12 protein-coding genes are annotated in these 17,877 nt (G+C 32.4%); 9 read left to right on the forward strand and 3 right to left on the reverse strand.

Features of this window, described 5'->3' with window-relative positions:
* Nucleotides 1-3 precede the first annotated feature (3 nt).
* From BLV91_RS09915 to BLV91_RS09925, 3 genes are all read left to right on the forward strand, one after another.
* Nucleotides 4-1,062, forward strand: coding sequence for a nucleoid-associated protein (locus BLV91_RS09915; protein ID WP_091432480.1), 1,059 nt, complete (start codon nt 4-6; stop codon nt 1,060-1,062).
* A 228-nt stretch (nt 1,063-1,290) separates the two neighbouring features.
* A complete protein-coding gene (locus BLV91_RS09920) occupies nt 1,291-1,530 on the forward strand; it encodes a hypothetical protein (protein ID WP_091432484.1) in 240 nt (79 codons plus the stop codon).
* Nucleotides 1,531-1,838: 308 nt separating this feature from the next.
* On the forward strand, nt 1,839-4,202 hold the full coding sequence (locus tag BLV91_RS09925; protein WP_091432487.1) for a GAF domain-containing protein: 2,364 nt from the start codon (nt 1,839-1,841) through the stop codon (nt 4,200-4,202).
* Here the strand turns inward: BLV91_RS09925 and BLV91_RS09930 are convergent.
* Nucleotides 4,199-5,389 carry a Pycsar system effector family protein gene (locus BLV91_RS09930; RefSeq protein ID WP_091432489.1) on the reverse strand — a complete coding sequence of 397 codons (1,191 nt, stop codon included), beginning with the start codon at nt 5,387-5,389 and terminating at the stop codon, nt 4,199-4,201. The two genes, BLV91_RS09925 and BLV91_RS09930, sit on opposite strands and share 4 nt — an antisense overlap.
* 23 nt (nt 5,390-5,412) lie before the next feature.
* On the opposite strand from BLV91_RS09930, the gene BLV91_RS09935 reads away from it, so the two are divergent.
* The gene (locus BLV91_RS09935; RefSeq protein ID WP_091432492.1) at nt 5,413-9,141 is read left to right on the forward strand and encodes a metallophosphoesterase; all 3,729 of its coding nucleotides are present in this window, start codon (nt 5,413-5,415) and stop codon (nt 9,139-9,141) included.
* Here the strand turns inward: BLV91_RS09935 and BLV91_RS09940 are convergent.
* On the reverse strand, nt 9,124-9,999 hold the full coding sequence (locus BLV91_RS09940; RefSeq protein WP_091432568.1) for a hypothetical protein: 876 nt from the start codon (nt 9,997-9,999) through the stop codon (nt 9,124-9,126). The genes BLV91_RS09935 and BLV91_RS09940 overlap by 18 nt on opposite strands.
* Nucleotides 10,000-10,015: 16 nt before the next feature.
* Nucleotides 10,016-11,080 carry a hypothetical protein gene (locus BLV91_RS09945; protein ID WP_091432494.1) on the reverse strand — a complete coding sequence of 355 codons (1,065 nt, stop codon included), beginning with the start codon at nt 11,078-11,080 and terminating at the stop codon, nt 10,016-10,018.
* Nucleotides 11,081-11,408: 328 nt separating this feature from the next.
* On the opposite strand from BLV91_RS09945, the gene BLV91_RS09950 reads away from it, so the two are divergent.
* The 5 genes from BLV91_RS09950 to BLV91_RS09970 all read left to right on the forward strand — a co-directional run bounded on the left by BLV91_RS09950 (nt 11,409) and on the right by BLV91_RS09970 (nt 17,859).
* The gene (locus BLV91_RS09950; protein WP_091432495.1) at nt 11,409-13,238 is read left to right on the forward strand and encodes a PAS domain-containing sensor histidine kinase; all 1,830 of its coding nucleotides are present in this window, start codon (nt 11,409-11,411) and stop codon (nt 13,236-13,238) included.
* On the forward strand, nt 13,228-13,629 hold the full coding sequence (locus BLV91_RS09955; RefSeq protein WP_091432499.1) for a response regulator: 402 nt from the start codon (nt 13,228-13,230) through the stop codon (nt 13,627-13,629). Before BLV91_RS09950 ends, BLV91_RS09955 begins: the two co-directional genes overlap by 11 nt.
* A gap of 66 nt (nt 13,630-13,695) precedes the next feature.
* The gene (locus BLV91_RS09960; RefSeq protein ID WP_091432571.1) at nt 13,696-14,598 is read left to right on the forward strand and encodes an ABC transporter ATP-binding protein; all 903 of its coding nucleotides are present in this window, start codon (nt 13,696-13,698) and stop codon (nt 14,596-14,598) included.
* Nucleotides 14,599-14,655: 57 nt separating this feature from the next.
* Nucleotides 14,656-15,492: an ABC transporter permease gene (locus BLV91_RS09965; protein ID WP_091432502.1), complete on the forward strand. Its 837-nt coding sequence runs from the start codon at nt 14,656-14,658 to the stop codon at nt 15,490-15,492.
* 15 nt (nt 15,493-15,507) lie between these two features.
* Entirely contained in the window at nt 15,508-17,859 is a 2,352-nt protein-coding gene (locus BLV91_RS09970) for a T9SS type B sorting domain-containing protein (protein WP_091432505.1), read from the forward strand.
* Nucleotides 17,860-17,877: the final 18 nt, after the last annotated feature.

Raw genomic sequence — 17,877 nt, forward strand, 5'->3', positions numbered from 1 at the left:
CTAATGATCAACTTATTTAACACGCATATTGAGACACTCTCTATTCATAGAGTAGGGAATAAAAGTCGCAATGAAGCTATTTTCTTGTCAGAGCAGCCGTTTAGTCTTCAGGATGAAATTGTGCCACTTATTAAAGAATTTTTCTTAAAACCTTTCAGAGAAAAAGAGGAAAACTATTATCAGTTTGCGCATGAAGTAGATTTGGATTATAACGACATGTATAAATTTGCTACGGAAATTTTTGAAAACCCAGCTAGTTTACACGAAGGTTCAAAAAAAATCACGCAACATTTATATGAGCAGTCCAATCACCCTCACATCAAGAATGGTGAAGTTTACGTAAGTTATTTGACTAATGTGAATATTGACAATAATGTTGTCGACGCTATTGGAATTTTTAAAAGCGAATTGCAAGCTGACTTTTTACAGTTTGAGGAAAGAGGAACACATCTAGAAATGATATTGCAACAAGGTATTAACCTTAGCAAATTAGATAAAGGATGTATCATTTTCAATCATAAAAAAGAGGAAGGTTATAAAATCCTTACTGTTGATAGTAATAGATATGATGCACGTTACTGGTTAGAGCATTTTCTTTCAGTAGATGCATTTGAAGATGAAAATTTCATCACAAAAAAATACTTAAAATTCTGTCAGAATTTTGCCAAAGATGTTGTTTTTCCAGCAGAAGACAAGAAAGAGGAAGTGATGTTTATGAACCGCTCTGTGAATTATTTTGCTAAAAATGACCAGTTCGAAGAAACCAATTTCTTGAATGAGGTTTTAGACAATCCAGACTTAATTCCAGAATTCAAAAATTACAAAGTAGATAAAGGCGAGAAATATAGTATTGAGGATGTAACCTCTTTCCCTATTGCCAATGCTGCTGTGACTGATGCTCGAAAATCAATCAAAAACATCATTAATCTAGATACACACATTCAGATTAAAATGGATTTTATCAATCCTGAAAGTGCCGAAAAGTATGTAGAAAAAGGATGGGATGAGGAAAAGCAAATGTATTATTATTTGGTTTATTTCAATAAAGAAGAGAAATCGTAACCAAAGTTACTGCAATCATTATATTCAGTCCCCATCACAATTTGTGATTGGGGATTTTTTATTTTAGTAATAGTTCGACCTTACATTAAAACCTAAAAAATGTAGTGCCAAGCAACGATTTATTTGTAAGTTTTTTATTATTTAAAAAGTTAAAAAGTGCTTTTAATCGATTATTTTGTTAATTTAATCGATTATTTTATACTTTCATCGACCCAAATCTACCATACTATGAACACTATCGAAATCAAAGAAAATTTTATTTCCAAAAAATTTATTTGCCTGCTTTTTGGACATAAAATCATCACAACGAGAACTATCACAAGTCACATTAAAGAATATAAATGTACTCATTGCGATTTAGAATTAACAGATGACGTAAAAGGGCACACCACTTTTCTTACTGCGGAACGCAAAGAAATTAATCAAGCCTTGAAAGATTTTCTTCAAAAAAAGACGCACGCGGCCTAATCGCTTCATTAAGATAATCTATCATAAATTAAATCTATAAAAAAAAGTTTTACGAACTTCCAGTTGTCCGATAAGAACAGAACTGGCCATCCTCTCACTATTTTTTTTTAAACCAGACCTGAAAGAAGAAATAAACGAACTTAAATTATGAGTTGCTCACATAGTTTTTTTTAAAAAAAAATTTGCCCCAAATTTTTAATCTCTAATTACGAATAGTAGTTAGAGATTTTTTATTTTAATATTATATCTAAATCATCGGTATATAAATTGAGTTTATCATTAAATTTGCAACTCAATAAACTTCCATTATGAACACCAATCTATTCAAAGAAAGCCCATTTAAAACCCAAATCTCTTTTCATAAATTGATTGAGTCTTTAGAAGAAATTGCTTTATCTGATATTGATTATAGATCCAATTATGCGAAAGCATTATTAAAAGAAATTGAACATTTTCCAGAGTTTAGAACTGGAATAGAAGATTTATCGATTATTGAAAACAATAAGACACTAATTAAGTATTTATTAGCGGACTTGTTTCCAACGGCATTGACAAAAAATGAAATAAAGGCAGTTACAATTCCATTTCAGAATTTGACTTTCAATTATTCGGAACGGTTTACAAGAATACTAAAAGACGCTGGCGGGGATTTCGATATGACAATTAGGGATTTTGACGAGGACCAATTTTACATTGTAAGTTGTATCCTGATTTTGAATACCTATTACAAACAGCGTTTTGAAATTAACAAGCCCTTATTTTATGATATTCCAGATGCAAACGGGATATTAAAGCATTACCGTATTCTTTATAATGCCGATTTTCTAGAAATAACTCCTACTGAAAAAGCAGTATCGCTGACTACTGAAGACTTTGATCTTTTAATTGACAACTATGATGATATCAATTTGTGGAAACAAAAATTCCCTAAGGAGAGTTGGTACCTACAAGGGTTTGGTATTGTAAGTTTATTTGACGCTACTACAGAAAGTGCTATCTCTAATTTAAAAAGCAACTTATTAAAGGCAGATAATGACCCAAATAGTAAACAAAGTACTGAAATTATTTTTAGATCCATCTTTAAAATTTCTGATTTAAAAGTAGGACTCATCATCTATAATGAAGAGGAAAACAAATTCATTAAACCTCCTTTTAATAAAAACGAAATAACAAGTTACATCCTTTTTGATCAAGAGGAAACTGTCAATTGCGAAAAAGCATTTTTTGGATGTTCTCTAAGCACACTTATCGAAGAAAAGAAACCATTCATCATTTCAAATGTAGAAAAATTCTCTACCATAGCAGGAAATGAGGAACTGGGCAAACATTTGCTAAAGCAAGATATCAAAAGTTGCATTCTTGCACCTGTACTGAAGAACAATAAGCTACTTGGAGTTATAGAACTCGTTTCCTCACAAACAAGAGTACTTAACAGTGTTAATGCTAACAATCTAGACCTTCTATTACCTTATGTAATTGACACCTTAGAGCGCTATAATATAGATTTACAAAACCAAATAGAAGCAGTAATTCAAAGAGAATATACCGCAATACATTCAAGTGTGTATTGGAAATTTAAGAATGAAGCCGAAAAATACTATAGAACTAACGACCCGAGTAAAGACTATATTTTTAAAGAAATAGTGTTCAAAGAAGTGTATCCTTTATATGGTCAAATCGATATTAAAGGTTCTTCACAGCATAGAAATAACACGGTTAAAGAGGATCTTAAAAATCAATTAAAAACCCTACTAAACATTTTTGAAAGTTTAAAATCCAATAACGCACTCTCTTTATTAGAACAACGAAAATTTGAAATGCAAAGTTATTTCAATGAGCTACAGTTAGAATTAAAAGCTGATACGGAACAGCAAATTCAAAACTACATTCAAAAAGAAATACATCCTATTCTAAAAAACTCAAAAGTAGATAGTGATTGTCAACTTTTGATTGATAATTATTTTGAAGAATTGGACCCAAAAACAGCCCTTTTTTACCACTCGAGAAAGAAGTTTGACGATGCGATGTCTATTATCAATAAAAAGATGGCTTTCATTTTAGATAAGGAACAAGTGGAAGCACAAAAGATTTTTCCGCATTATTTTGAACGTTTCAAAACGGACGGTGTGGAACATAATTTATATATTGGAGCATCTATCACTCCTACTCAAGATTTTGACACCATGTATCTTAACAATTTAAGATTGTGGCAATTGCAAACGCTATGCAAAATGGAATTAGAACACCATAGGCTAAAATCAATTTTACCTTACGAGCTCGATGTAACCTCATTAATCTTAGTATTTAGCTCTCCCCTTTCAATCCGATTTAGAATGGACGAAAAACGATTTGATGTAGATGGTACATACAATGCTCGTTATGAGGTGGTAAAAAAACGAATCGACAAAGCAAATATAAAAGGTACACAAGAAAGAATAACTCAAAAAGAGAAAATCACTATTGTCTATTCTCATAGCTATGAGGAAGCCGAATATTTGAAGTACATTAAATTTTTACAATTCAAAAAAATACTAGAACCTGCTATAGAACAATTTGACATAGAAGAATTACAAGGTGTTTCAGGCCTAAAAGCTTTGCGAATAAAGGTTGTCAACACAGAGTCTTCTGATGATAAATATACCTATCAGGAATTACTACGTGAATTAAATTAACCTTTAACTGAATAGAAAGCAAATACAAATGCAGCCACAGAAACAATGATTCCAATCATAAATATATTATAAGTAATTCTTAATAATCTGTATTTTTTCTCGAGTACTATACCCAGAAAATACAAATCTTTAATCATCGAATTATATAAGTATTCATTGTCTTTCATCATTTCATTTACAGCCCATTCATATTCTTCTAAAGGCATTTTATAGAAATTACCAAAGAACAATAAATTTACCTTTCTATCCTCAATGTCTTGTCGTGTAAAAACACCGCTAGTAACCTTGGGACGTGTTGAAAGTATCGCAAAGATTATTGAAGTTACACTAAACATCAGCATCACAAACGTAGGCATCACCAAATGTGCATTGCCAACACTATCTAATTTTGGAATAATTGATGACAATGCTATCGAAATTATAATTGCATTTACAGAAAGTAGAATATTAGCTTTACTGTCAGCAATACCACTTAATCGAGTATGATTACTTAAGGTGATTCTAAACAAGGTGTCAATCCCGCGATCTGGTTTTTTACTCTTCGATTTCTTCTTTTTATCTTTTATTATTTTTGGTATTTCCTCCAATCGTTCTTCCATGGTTTTAATTTTATTGTGGACCAAATTTATATTTATTTCTTTTAATGGTGTCCAATTAGCAATTGCATAATCAGTATAATATTTATGGCAAACTGAAAGTATTCTGTAATTCTCATTAGCCCATTCAAAGTCACTAAATATCTTTTTTTGAGTATTTACCCATTCCGTTCTTAAAAGTTCACATACCTTTAAATAATCGGAATTGGCAAAATGCGAATAGTCAGCGTCTCTTATGATTTTTTCCAGAATCGTTTTGGGGACATAATCAAACGTAGTCGCTTTTATTATACTAGATACTGTATCAATATATTCGTTAGATTTCTCCTTTTCTTTAAGAAAATCAATGACTATGGAGACACTAGAAAGTTCATGATTCTCACAACCGTATATATATCCAGTATCATGAAACCACGCTGCCACTAGTACTAATTCCTTATCAATCTGATTTAAAGCTTCCTTCTCACATAGAACCTCAACAGCATTAACCACATTCTTTGTGTGCTTAATATTATGATAGGTAAATGAATTAGAAAGTTTATCTTTGAGTAATTTACAGACAAAATCTTCGGCTTGTTCTATAAGATCCATAAAAATTTTTATACTATTAAATTATGAAATTATTTTCGGATAATCATTTTATTAAAATTAAAATACCTGGTTACCTCCTATTATGTGTATTTCTACTACAATCTTGCGCTACTCATCATGCACAATATGGGGACAAAGCTATAGCTGGAATTCCTACAAACGATATTGACACTTCAAAAATTGCCCATACTTTTTATTTAATTGGTGATGCTGGTAATAGCGACGAAGATAAAGCAAAAAAAACGCTAAATCAACTTCATGAACAATTACTGAAATCAGATAAAAATGCAACACTTCTTTTTTTAGGTGATAATATTTATCCAAAAGGGATGCCTAGTAAAGAGAATCAGGCTGGTTATAGTTTGGCAAAAACGAAACTACTAAACCAATTAGCACTTTCGAAAGGGTTTAAGGGAAAAACAATTTTTATTCCAGGAAATCATGATTGGTATAATGGCATAAAAGGTTTGAAGCGACAAGAAGAGTTCGTTACTGATTATTTAGATGATAAAAAATCATTTTCACCCAGAAAAGCTTGTCCTATTGATGATGTTAAAATAAATGAATTCACAACACTTATTACTATTGACAGTCAATGGTTTTTAGAAGATTGGGACAAGACTCCCACAATGAATGATGATTGTGACATCAAATCTCGAGAAGCCTTTTTAGAAGAGTTTGAAAGTCTTTTAAGTAAGAATAAAGATAAAACTGTAATAGTGGCATTGCATCATCCCTTGATGACTAACGGAAGCCATGGTGGTCAATTCTCATTAAAAAAACAACTTTTTCCGTTAGAACAAAAAATTCCGCTTCCAGTGATTGGTTCTTTAATTAATTTCATTCGAAAAACATCAGGAGTTAGTCCACAAGACCTTCAAAACAAACAATATAATGCTTTCGCCAAAAGAATGAAAGCGCTTTTACAGGGACAAGACAATGTGGTAGTCGTTTCAGGACACGACCACAACTTACAATACATTGAGCACGATAATATCAAACAAATAATCAGTGGAGCTGGCTCTAAGTCTGAAGCTGCCAAAGCTGTTTACCCAAATGATTTTTCTTATGGCAAAAATGGTTTTGCTACTTTGAAAGTGTACCGTAATGGAAAAACTACTGTTTCTTTTTTTGGTCAAAAGAACAATCAAAATAAACTCCTTTTTGAGAAAACAATTTTATTGGCAAAAAAAGAAGTAGCCATAGAATATCCCAATAAATTTCCTTTAACGACAAAATCCGCTGTTTATACCGCGGACATGATTCATAAAAGTAAGGTACACAACTTCTTGTTAGGAACACATTATAGACAATACTTTGGAGACCTAATTGAAGCTAAAACTGCGACTCTTGATACCTTATATGGAGGGTTAAAACCCGAAAGTGCGGGAGGAGGTCATCAGTCAAAATCATTGCGCCTTGTTGACAAAGACGGTAAGGAATATGTGATGCGTGCACTCAAAAAAAGTGTTTCACGATTTTTACAAAGTGTTGCGTTTAAAGACCAATATATTGAAAACGAGTTCAAAAACACTTTTGCAGAAGACTTTTTTTATGATTTCTACACGACATCTCATCCTTATACGCCATTAGCTGTAGGTGCTTTGGCAGACGAAATCGGAGTTTCTCATACCAACCCCCAATTGTACTACATCCCTAAGCAAAATGGCTTAGAAAAATTCAATGCTAATTTTGGAGATGAATTATATCTTGTAGAAGAAAGACCTTCAGAAAGTCAAATAAAATTAAAAAGTTTTGGAACACCAACGGACATAATAGGTACCGACGATGTTTTAGAAAAATTAATAAAAGATGAAAAATATAGTATTGATGAAAATGAGTATATAAAAGCTCGTTTATTTGACATGCTTATTGGCGATTGGGACAGGCATTACGACCAATGGCGCTGGGGTGAATACAAAGAAAATGGCAAAGTAATTTACAAACCAATTCCTAGAGATCGCGACCAGGCATTTTCAAAATACGATGGTGCCTTAATTTCTCTTTTAATGAATATTCCTGCATTGCGACACATGCAAAGTTTCAAAAAGGATATAAAAAATGTCAAATGGTTTAATCGAGAAGCCTATCCTTTAGACTTAGCATTTTTAAAAACAGCCACAAAAAAAGACTGGATTAATCAAGCAAGATACATTCAAGAAAATCTTTCGGATGAAGCTATTGATAATGCTTTTACTAATTTACCAAAAGAAGTTCAAGACCAAACTATTTCAGAAATTAGAGCAAATTTAAAATCCAGAAGGGCTAAGCTGGCTGATTATGCTTCTAATTACTATAGCGTTTTGCAAAAAACGGTTTTAATTGTTGGTACCAACAAAAAAGATAAGTTTATTATCAATCGTACCTCAAAAAACAACCTTGAAGTTGCCGTTTATCGACTAAAAAAAGACGGAGACGAATTTGTATCGAAGATTACTTATAATGATTCAGATACTAAAAACATATGGATTTACGGCTTGGATGATGACGATGAATTTGAAGTAAGTGGAGATCACAAATCAAAAATAAAGATCAAACTAATTGGTGGTCAAAACAATGATATTTACACCGTTGTAAACGGAAAAAAAATTAAGATATTAGATTTTGAGTCAAAGAAAAATACGTTTAATATAGATTCTAAAACGCAGAGAAAATTGAGCGATAATTATCAAACGAATCTTTATGATTACAGAAAACCAAAATACAATGCCTTTTCAGGCTTTCCTACAATAGGCTTTAATCCTGATGATGGGATAAAACTTGGTATAAATGCTAATTATACTATTAATCATTTCAAACAAGATCCGTATACTAGAAAACATATTTTTAATGCAAATTACTATTTTGCTACAAATGGTTTTGAGTTGCTTTATAATCTATCAGTTCCTAAACTTATTGGAGCTTGGGATTTTAATTTAGAGACACAATTTACTAGTCCTAATTTTGCTATAAATTATTTTGGATACGGAAATGAAACCTTGAGTGACGATGATAGAGATGGAATGGACTATAACCGTGTTCGAATCAGAATCTTAAAAGCAGCGCCACAATTTAAAAAAACAGGTCTGAATGGAAGTACATTAACTGTTCAATCAATATTTGAAAACATTGAAATCGATAGAACACAAGATCGTTTTATAACACTCTCAAATACCGTAAATCCAAACGTATTTGAAAGTCAACAATTTGCTGGAGCTGGCTTAAAATACAGTTATGAAAATTATGACAATCCTTCATTACCAAGCATTGGAATGGGATTCTCGATAGCTGGAAGTTGGAAAATGAACCTAACTGACAGCAAACGTAATTTCCCAACGATAGAATCAAAACTTAATTTCAATCATAAAATTGACACCGAAGGAAAACTTGTTTTGGCAACGCTAATAAAAGGAAAAGCAGTTTTAAATAATAACTTTGAATTCTACCAAGGTGCTACCTTAGGCGGAGATTATGATCTAAGAGGTTTTAGAAATGAGCGCTTTTTAGGTAAACAATCCTTTTTTCAAAGTAGCGATATACGATGGAACATAGGAAAAATAAGCGAAAGCATTGTTCCAATGACTTATGGTATTCTAGGAGGTTTTGACTATGGAAGAGTGTGGCAGGACGGAGAGGAGTCTAATAAATGGCATCAATCTTTTGGTGGAGGAATATGGCTAAATGGTCTGAATGTTATCACGGCCAGAATCACTTGTTTTAAGAGCGTAGATGACGATGCACGAATCGCATTTGGTCTAGGGTTTGGATTTTAATTTTTGGATAGAAATTTCATAGAGCTTTCCTCCTGTTTTTTTAACCTTTTCATCGGCAATCAGTAAAGTAGAATCGTCCTTAAAACAGATAGCCTCTTTCTGAGAATTATGCTGTAATTTGGTTTCGGTTTTAGTACCCGAAAGAAAATCATCAGACGAGAAATTTTCCAAAAGCCAAATTTTACTATGACTTAAAAGGACAACTTTGGTTTCGTCAGGACTTATCGCGGCACTTGTAATCGCACAAGTGGAATAATCATCGCAAGTCTTAAATTCTCCTATTAATTGTGCGTTATGCATTCCTGCACTATTCGGAACTTTATAAATAAAAACGGTTCCATCAAATCCCTTGCTTCTATTTTTTGTAAACAAATAAAAATTACCATTCCACTCAAAAAAACTTTCTACATCATATAATAATTCTTTCTTTTTTGGAGGAAACTCTTTTTGTTCTGGGTATAAAAATGAAATTTTGTACGCTGGAATAGCGTTCTCATTGTCTAATGATTTTTTATCCATTTTGTAAATACACAAATCCTGACGCTCATTTTCATTATTTCCAAAATCACCTATATATAAATTGCCTTCTTTATCTTTAGTAATATCTTCCCAATCAATGTTTTCTACATTTTTGACAGTTACTTCTTTTGCAATCATACCATTTGCGTTTAAGGCATATAGAACATTTGCATTTCCACTGTCTTCTAATGTCCATATCAAACTATCGTCAGTGGAGTACGTAATTCCTGAAACTTCTTTCAATTTTTTAGGCAAAGAATAAATCGTTGTCAATAATTCAGACGATTGTTGACAAGACAACAAAACAATTGAGGCCAACAATAATAGGTAGTTTTTCATAATCAGTATTGCGGAATTAGAATCCCGGTTTGAATAAATTGGCATTTTTGAAGTTTCTGGTAACAAACCTAAAAGCAGCCGACAAAACATTTCCCATTCGCTGGGCATTTTTAAAATTAAGATCACTTGTGTACTTATACAGATCCATTTTCAATTGTTGTACATGTTCATCTGGAGCAATCAGATCTTGTCCCATAATCTTCAATAATCTTTTAATTCGAGTTTCGGCAGAAAGAATTCTTTTTGCCAGTACAGCGCGCTCCTCATTTTTATATTGTTCAATAGAACTTTCCTGTAATTTATCCTTAACTAATTTTACCATAGGATAATTTTCTTTGAAAAATTGCGGACGATAGATTTTGAAGTTTCCTTCATAACATTGCTGATCAAAATCAATAGGACGAATTCTATACACTACTTGATCAAAATCATGAATAGGGACTATCACATAATTGTAGGCCCTCATGTCACCTAAAAGCCGAATCATACAGCGCTCATTAAACTTCACAAACTCTTTAGCTATTTGCGACTTCTCAGTGTCAGTACAATCATCCAATAGTGTTTTTATAAAAACATCACCTGGAATACCCATTATATGTTCTTCAACTAGAGTCTCTTCATACACTAAAAAATTTATTTTATCTGGAGATAAAATATGCTCCAATTCAAGTCCATATACTCTGGAAGCATCTGCTTTCTTTACATAAAAATGAGTGTAATTGTCATTCAGGATGTTTCTTACTTTTATTCGAAAAGGCTTCGAGTTTCCAAAAGTGCAATAATCGATTGAATCTACATTCAAAAATTTAATTATATCTAAATTCCCATCCGAGTGTAAAAGAGAGTAGATTTTCTTTAAAGTCAAATCTATTTCATTTCGTTCAAATTCATTATAATATACCCGAATCCACAATGTATCGACTTCCTGTTTGTCATACACATTAATAAAACCTGAAAAACGAAGCAGATCATCATAATATATAGGCACTTTAGAAATACGATCAAATCGCTTTAAATAGTCAGCAAGCGAATTATTTATAGGGTAAGTAGGTTTTTTAAATAGAATTTCACCGTCGTTCATTAGGAATATTTATTTATTACAAATTTACATCAATTAAAACGGAATGGCAATAAAACACAAACTTCTCCGCTTTTAATAAAGTCTTAACCAACATTTAAGGCCTTTACAATAACAAAACAGTCATTTCAACTCGTAAGAAAATTTCTATTCGACAATAAAAATCTTTTATTAGAACAAAAATAAAAATAACTGGTTAACAACTGTTTAACGTTGATATATTTTAATTCCCCCATAAACTTGGCTTTTTTATTACTAAATACCCCGTTACCACGATATTTATTTTAAATTTGAAAGTCCCCAAGACATATTACAGACATTACAACCTACTATGACACACAAGCATCAGATTTATATTGAGGCGGCTGAAACTGCAAAAATCGGAATATGGGAATCAAACTTAGAAACAGGTATTCTTTATTGGGATTCCGTTACAAAATGCATTCTTGAAGTACCTCAAGATTTTGTTCCAATAAAAGGGAGTGGCATTAATTTTTTTGCTGAAGGCGAAAACCAAGAAAAAATTAGAAATCTACTTCAAAAAGCAGCGGATGAAGGAATTTCTTTTATTGATAAATTTGAAATCACAACTGCGAAAAATAACACCAAATACGTTGAATGCATTTGTCGTGTCGAAGTTATTGATAATAAAGTAGTACGATTGCTGGGTACTTTTCAAGACATCACCAAAGAACAAAATCTCATCAAAAAACTGGAACTCAGCGTTGAGAAATTCTCTTCTGTTTTTTCAAGTGCTAATGATGCTATCATTATAATAAACTCCGCGACTGGAATCATTTCTGATTGTAATACTAGATCTTATGAACTTACTGGATATGGTCCTTCGGAGTTATTAGGTTTACACAATTCTGAATTGTTCCCAATTGAAAAAAGAAAAGAAATTCGCGTTTTTCTGGCTAATCAATTAAAAAAGGATGACCATTTTGTCAACGAAACCTACATAAAATCAAATAATGGTACAATAGTCCCTGTAGAGGTCGCATCAGGTAAAAAATTCATAGTTGACAAGCAAACTTTTCTTGTTTGTTTTTTCAGAGATATCAGCGAACGTAAGGACTCTGAATATAATCTAAATATGTTATCGCTTGTCGCATCTGAGACTACTGATTCAATTGTAATTGCAAATTCAAAAGGTGAAGCAGTATGGGCAAACAATGCTTATCTCAAACTAACAGGTTATAGTTTAGAAGAAACGATTGGTAAAACACCACGTTTTTTATTAAATGGTCCTGAAACTAATTTACAAACAATCCATAATATAAGGCATGCCATTGAGAATAAAAAAAATTTAAAATTCACCATTCTGAATTATAATAAATTAAAAGAAAAATTCTGGTATGAATCAAATATTACCCCCGTTTTTGATGATGCAGGCGATTGTATTAAATTTGTTTGTGTGGGTAGAGATGTAACTGCAAGGGTAGAAAAAGAGATTGAACTCAAACGAATTTTACAAGTAACCAGTGAGCAAAATAATAAATTATTTAATTTTGCACATATCGTCTCCCATAATATTCGATCACACACTAGCAATTTATTAATGGTTTTAGACGTAATCGAAAATGCTGAAGAGACGGATGAAAAACTTTCCTACTTTGAAATGTTTAAAGAAGGAACGGAGAAACTGTCGGAAACAATTGAATATTTGAACGAAATCATTACTATTCAGAAAAATACAAACATCGAAAAAAAGGATGTGTTTTTATGCGATGAAATTGAAAAAACAAAAATGGCATTGCAGTTATCCATTAAAGATAGCCAAATAGAGATTACACATTCCATTCCTGCTACCTTAACAGTAAGCGTAATACCCGCTTATTTAGATAGTATTTTACTTAATCTTTTTACAAACGCCATAAAATATAGATCCCATACAAGAAATCCATTTTTAGAAATTGGTTATGAGTTAAGTAAAAACTACACCGTTATCACATTTAAAGACAATGGACTAGGTATAGACTTAAAAAAGAACAGTCATAAAATATTCGGAATGTACAAAACCTTTCATGGTAATGATGACGCCAGAGGAATTGGTTTATGTATTACCAAAAATCAGATTGAAGCTATGAAAGGAAAAATTGAGGTAGAAAGTGAAGAAGGAATTGGATCTGTATTTAAAGTTTATATAAATGAAAAATAAAATCACCTATATTATCGATGATGATAAACTATCGATAAAATTAATGAGCATGTTAATTTCAAAAAATAAGTTTTGCGAAGAAATAATTTCATTTTTTAATCCCCAATTAGCCTTAGACGAACTGAAAAAGAATTGCAATACACCCACAAATCTCCCAGATGTTATTTTATTAGATTTGAATATGCCTATTATGGATGGTTGGCAGTTTCTTGACGAATTCATCCTTTTACCAATAGATAAAGAAATCTCCATTTTTATTGTTAGCTCTTCAATTGACCCTCATGACATTGAGATGGTAAAGAAATACGATATGGTAAAAAGCTATATAATGAAGCCTATAACTGCTACAAAACTAGAAATAGCAACAGAACTAATTGGAATACCAAACTAATTCCAAATTTGCAGTAACAATTTGCTATCTTGTTCGTCCAATAAAAAACATATAAAAACGAACATTTTGCAAACCATACTTTCAATTAAAAACCTCAACAAGCGTTATGGCAGTTTACAAGCCTTACAAAATGTTACATTCGAAATAAAAAAAGGTAACGTTTACGGCATTCTAGGTCCTAACGGTAGCGGTAAATCCACAACATTGGGAATTGTTTTGAATGTGGTGAACAAAACTTCTGGAGAATACAGTTGGTTCGATGGTAAAATGCAAACTCACGAAGCTTTACAAAAAGTGGGAGCCATTATCGAAAGACCTAATTTCTACCCTTACATGACCGCTGAACAAAACCTGAAGCTGGTCTGTAAAATTAAAAACATCAATTACACTAAAATTCAGGAGAAGCTAGAATTAGTTGGTTTAATCGAAAGAAAAGACAGCAAGTTCAGTAGTTTTTCTTTGGGAATGAAACAGCGTCTAGCCATTGCCTCTGCCCTTTTGAATGATCCTGAGATATTAATTCTGGACGAACCTACAAATGGTCTAGATCCGCAGGGAATCCATCAAATTAGGGATATTATTAAACAAATCGCAGCTCAGGGAACAACTATTTTATTGGCTTCGCACCTACTAGATGAAGTCGAGAAAGTTTGTACACATGTACTAGTTTTAAGAAAAGGTACTGTTTTATATTCTGGCACAGTGGATGGAATGTCTGCAAATGAAGGCTTCTTTGAGTTGCAAGCAGATGACAATGAGAAGTTAATCCAACTTTTAAAAACACACCCTGCAGTTGAAAATGTAAAACAGGAAGAAGGGAAAGTTTTTGTTTACCTAAAAGCTGCCTTAGAAGCTGCGCACTTGAATAAATATCTATTTGAAAACAACATCAATCTAAGTCATTTAGTAAAACGCAAACACAGTCTGGAGGAACAATTTTTAGAATTGACAAAAAACAGTGAGTCGTAATTAGGTTATTCAGTCACAGTACAATCCTAATTCACAAATCCTAATTCCAAAACAAAAATGAAACGATTACTTTCCATAGAATTACAAAAAATCTGGATGAATAAAGCCAGTCGCGTTTTAACATTAACCTATTTTATTTTACTTTCTTTTATTGCACTGATTGCATCAATCAAATTTGATATTGGCTTTTTTAAGTTACACCTGGCCGAAATGGGAATTTTTAACTTTCCGTACATCTGGCATTTTAATACGTATGTAGCCGCTTTTTTGAAATTCTTTTTGGCTATCGTAATTGTTTCAATGATGGCAAATGAATATAGTTACGGTACCTTAAAACAAAACCTTATTGATGGAATGAGCAAAAAGGAATTTATTCTTTCTAAATTCCTAACAGTGCTTGTGTTTGCTTTTGCCTCTACTGTTTACGTTTTTGTAATGAGTTTGCTATTGGGTTATAGCTTTTCTTCCTATACTGAATTGAGTATTGTCTTTTCGAATATGGAATACCTTTTGGCTTTTTTCATCAAATTAATTGGCTTTTTTTCTTTTTGTTTATTTTTAGGAATATTAGTCAAACGATCTGCTTTTGCTTTAGGCTTCCTTTTGGTTTGGAATATAATCGAAGGAGTTGCAAAAGGAATTTTAGTTTTTAAGATTTTTCCAGATAATAAAATAGCGGATTATATTACACAGTTTTTTCCACTGGAATCCATGTCAAATCTAATCATAGAACCTTTCTCCAGATTATCTGTAATCAAGACCATTGGAACCCAAATTGGAGTAGATGGTATAAAAGATTATGGAGTGCATTTTTCGTCAATCCTTATTGTATTGGTTTGGTCATTATTATTCATGTTATTCTCATACAAACTACTAAAAAATAGAGATTTATAGTATATTTACATAACAATGAAATGGATAAAAACAACATTTTGTATCCTTATTTGTTACACTAAAATAAGTGCAACTGCGCAATCTATTACAGTAAATGATAGCTATACGGCGCAAAACCTGGTAGGTTTATTGACCAACAATAGTTCTTGTGCAAATACTTCTGATCCAACAGCGTTTGGAGATACTTTTTCGGGAACCCAAAATAGTTATGGATATTTCAACGCTGGAACAAGTGCTTTTCCTTTTACGGAAGGTGTTTTACTTAGTACATGGAGCAGTGTTTATTCAAAAGGTCCTTTTATACGAGAACCAGCTTCCGGACCTAATAGTGGGACATCAAACTGGACAGGAGATGCCGATTTAGAACAAGCATTAGGAATAACCAACAGCTCGAATGCGACTGCGCTTGAATTTAATTTTACAGCAATGACCAATACGATAAGTTTCAATTATCTATTTGCTTCTAATGAATATCAAGATAATTTCCCCTGCAATTACTCAGATGGTTTTGCCTTTTTGATTAAAGAAATTGGCACAACAACTTATCAAAACTTAGCGGTTATACCTGGGACAAATACGCCAGTTTCTTCAAAAAACGTTCATCCTGCAATCCCAGAATTTAATAGTACAACTGGTCCTAAACCAGGTTGTCCTGCCATAAACGAAACTTACTTTGGAAGTTTAAATACTAGCCCAACAAATACAAGTCCTATTAACTATAGCGGACAAACAAAAGTACTGAATGCCCAAACGACTGTTGACCCTGGAAAAACATATCACGTAAAACTGGTTATTGCTGATCAAGGAGGATACTACTATGACTCTGCTATATTTATTGAAGCTGGTAGTTTTTCATCAAAAATAAATTTAGGTTCAAATCAAACAATTGCCACTAATAATCCAATTTGTTTTGGCGAAAGCTATATTATTGACACTAAGTTATCTCCAACATATTCTTATAAATGGTTTAAAAATAATTCTGCAACTCCAATCCCAGGAGAAATAAGTCCGTCTCTTACAGTTACTGACAGTGGTATATATGATGTTGAAATTGAATTGGGAAGTTTGAATTGTATCGCTACCGGTCAAATTACAATTGAGTATACTCCCGAAATTGTTTTAAACAATCAGACAATGGTCCAATGCGATGACAATGGTGATGGAATTTCAGTTTTTGATTTGACAAAAATGGATACTGCCATAAAAAATAACGATTCGAGCTTAAGTGCTGTCGTGTATTATCAAACATTATCTAATGCAAAAGCAGCAATCAATCCAATAGCAAATCCTAAGAGTTTCAATAATACTGTCGCAAATCAAATTATTTTTGCAAGAGTATCAAACAGCTATGGTTGTACTAATTATGCAGAACTTAAACTGCAAATCTCAAACAGTTCAATCGCACCACAAAACCCCATAGTAACTTGTGACGGGGACACTACCCAGGACGGTTTATATCATTTCGTTTTAAATTCTCAAGTTAGTCCGCAAGTATTACAGGGCTTACCACAAGGATTAGCAGTAGAATACTACTTAAATCCACCCGATGCTGTTCTACAAAACAATAGCTTGCCTAATATTTTTAATAATACGGTTCCCAATCAACAAATTATTTATGCCCGGATCATAAACGGAGCTGATTGTTATGACATTACTCCCATTACCTTGGCTGTAAACACCTTTAATCCTATAAATTTTCAAGAAGAGAATACTTCTCTATGCAATGGAAATGCGATAAGTTTGGCAGTAGCAACTGGTTATTCTAGCTATCTATGGAATACGGGAGAAACGACTAGGACAATAACTGCAAGTGCATCAGGTGATTATTCAGTAAAAGTAACAAATGGAAATGGATGCGAAGCCACTAAAACATTTCATATAACTCCATCAGGAATAGCAACTATTACGGGAGCTGAGATAATTGATTTTTCAGGAAATCAAAATTCAGTTTTAATAGAATATACAGGCGTTGGAAATTATGAGTTCTCAGTTGACGGTTATTATTTTCAAGATGACCCAAAATTTGAAGGTCTAGCACCTGACACCTATACAGCCTACGCAAGGGATAAGAACGGCTGCGGTTTATCAGATCCATTTGTCTTCTATGTATTAGATTATCCAAGATACTTCACGCCTAACGGTGATGGTTTTAACGATACATGGCGTATCAAAAATCTTAATTTGTTACCTCAATCTACTGTAACGATTTACGATCGATACGGAAAATTATTGAAGCAATTGAACTCCTCTACTATTGAATGGAACGGCTTATTTAACGGCTCTGCCCTGTCAGCTAATGATTATTGGTTTTCTACAACTTTTGAAGATGGAAAAATCATAAAAGGCCACTTTTCTTTAAAAAGATAATTGATATTTAACTATTTT

Origin of the sequence: Flavobacterium degerlachei (assembly GCF_900106645.1) — a bacterium.
GTDB lineage: Bacteria > Bacteroidota > Bacteroidia > Flavobacteriales > Flavobacteriaceae > Flavobacterium > Flavobacterium degerlachei.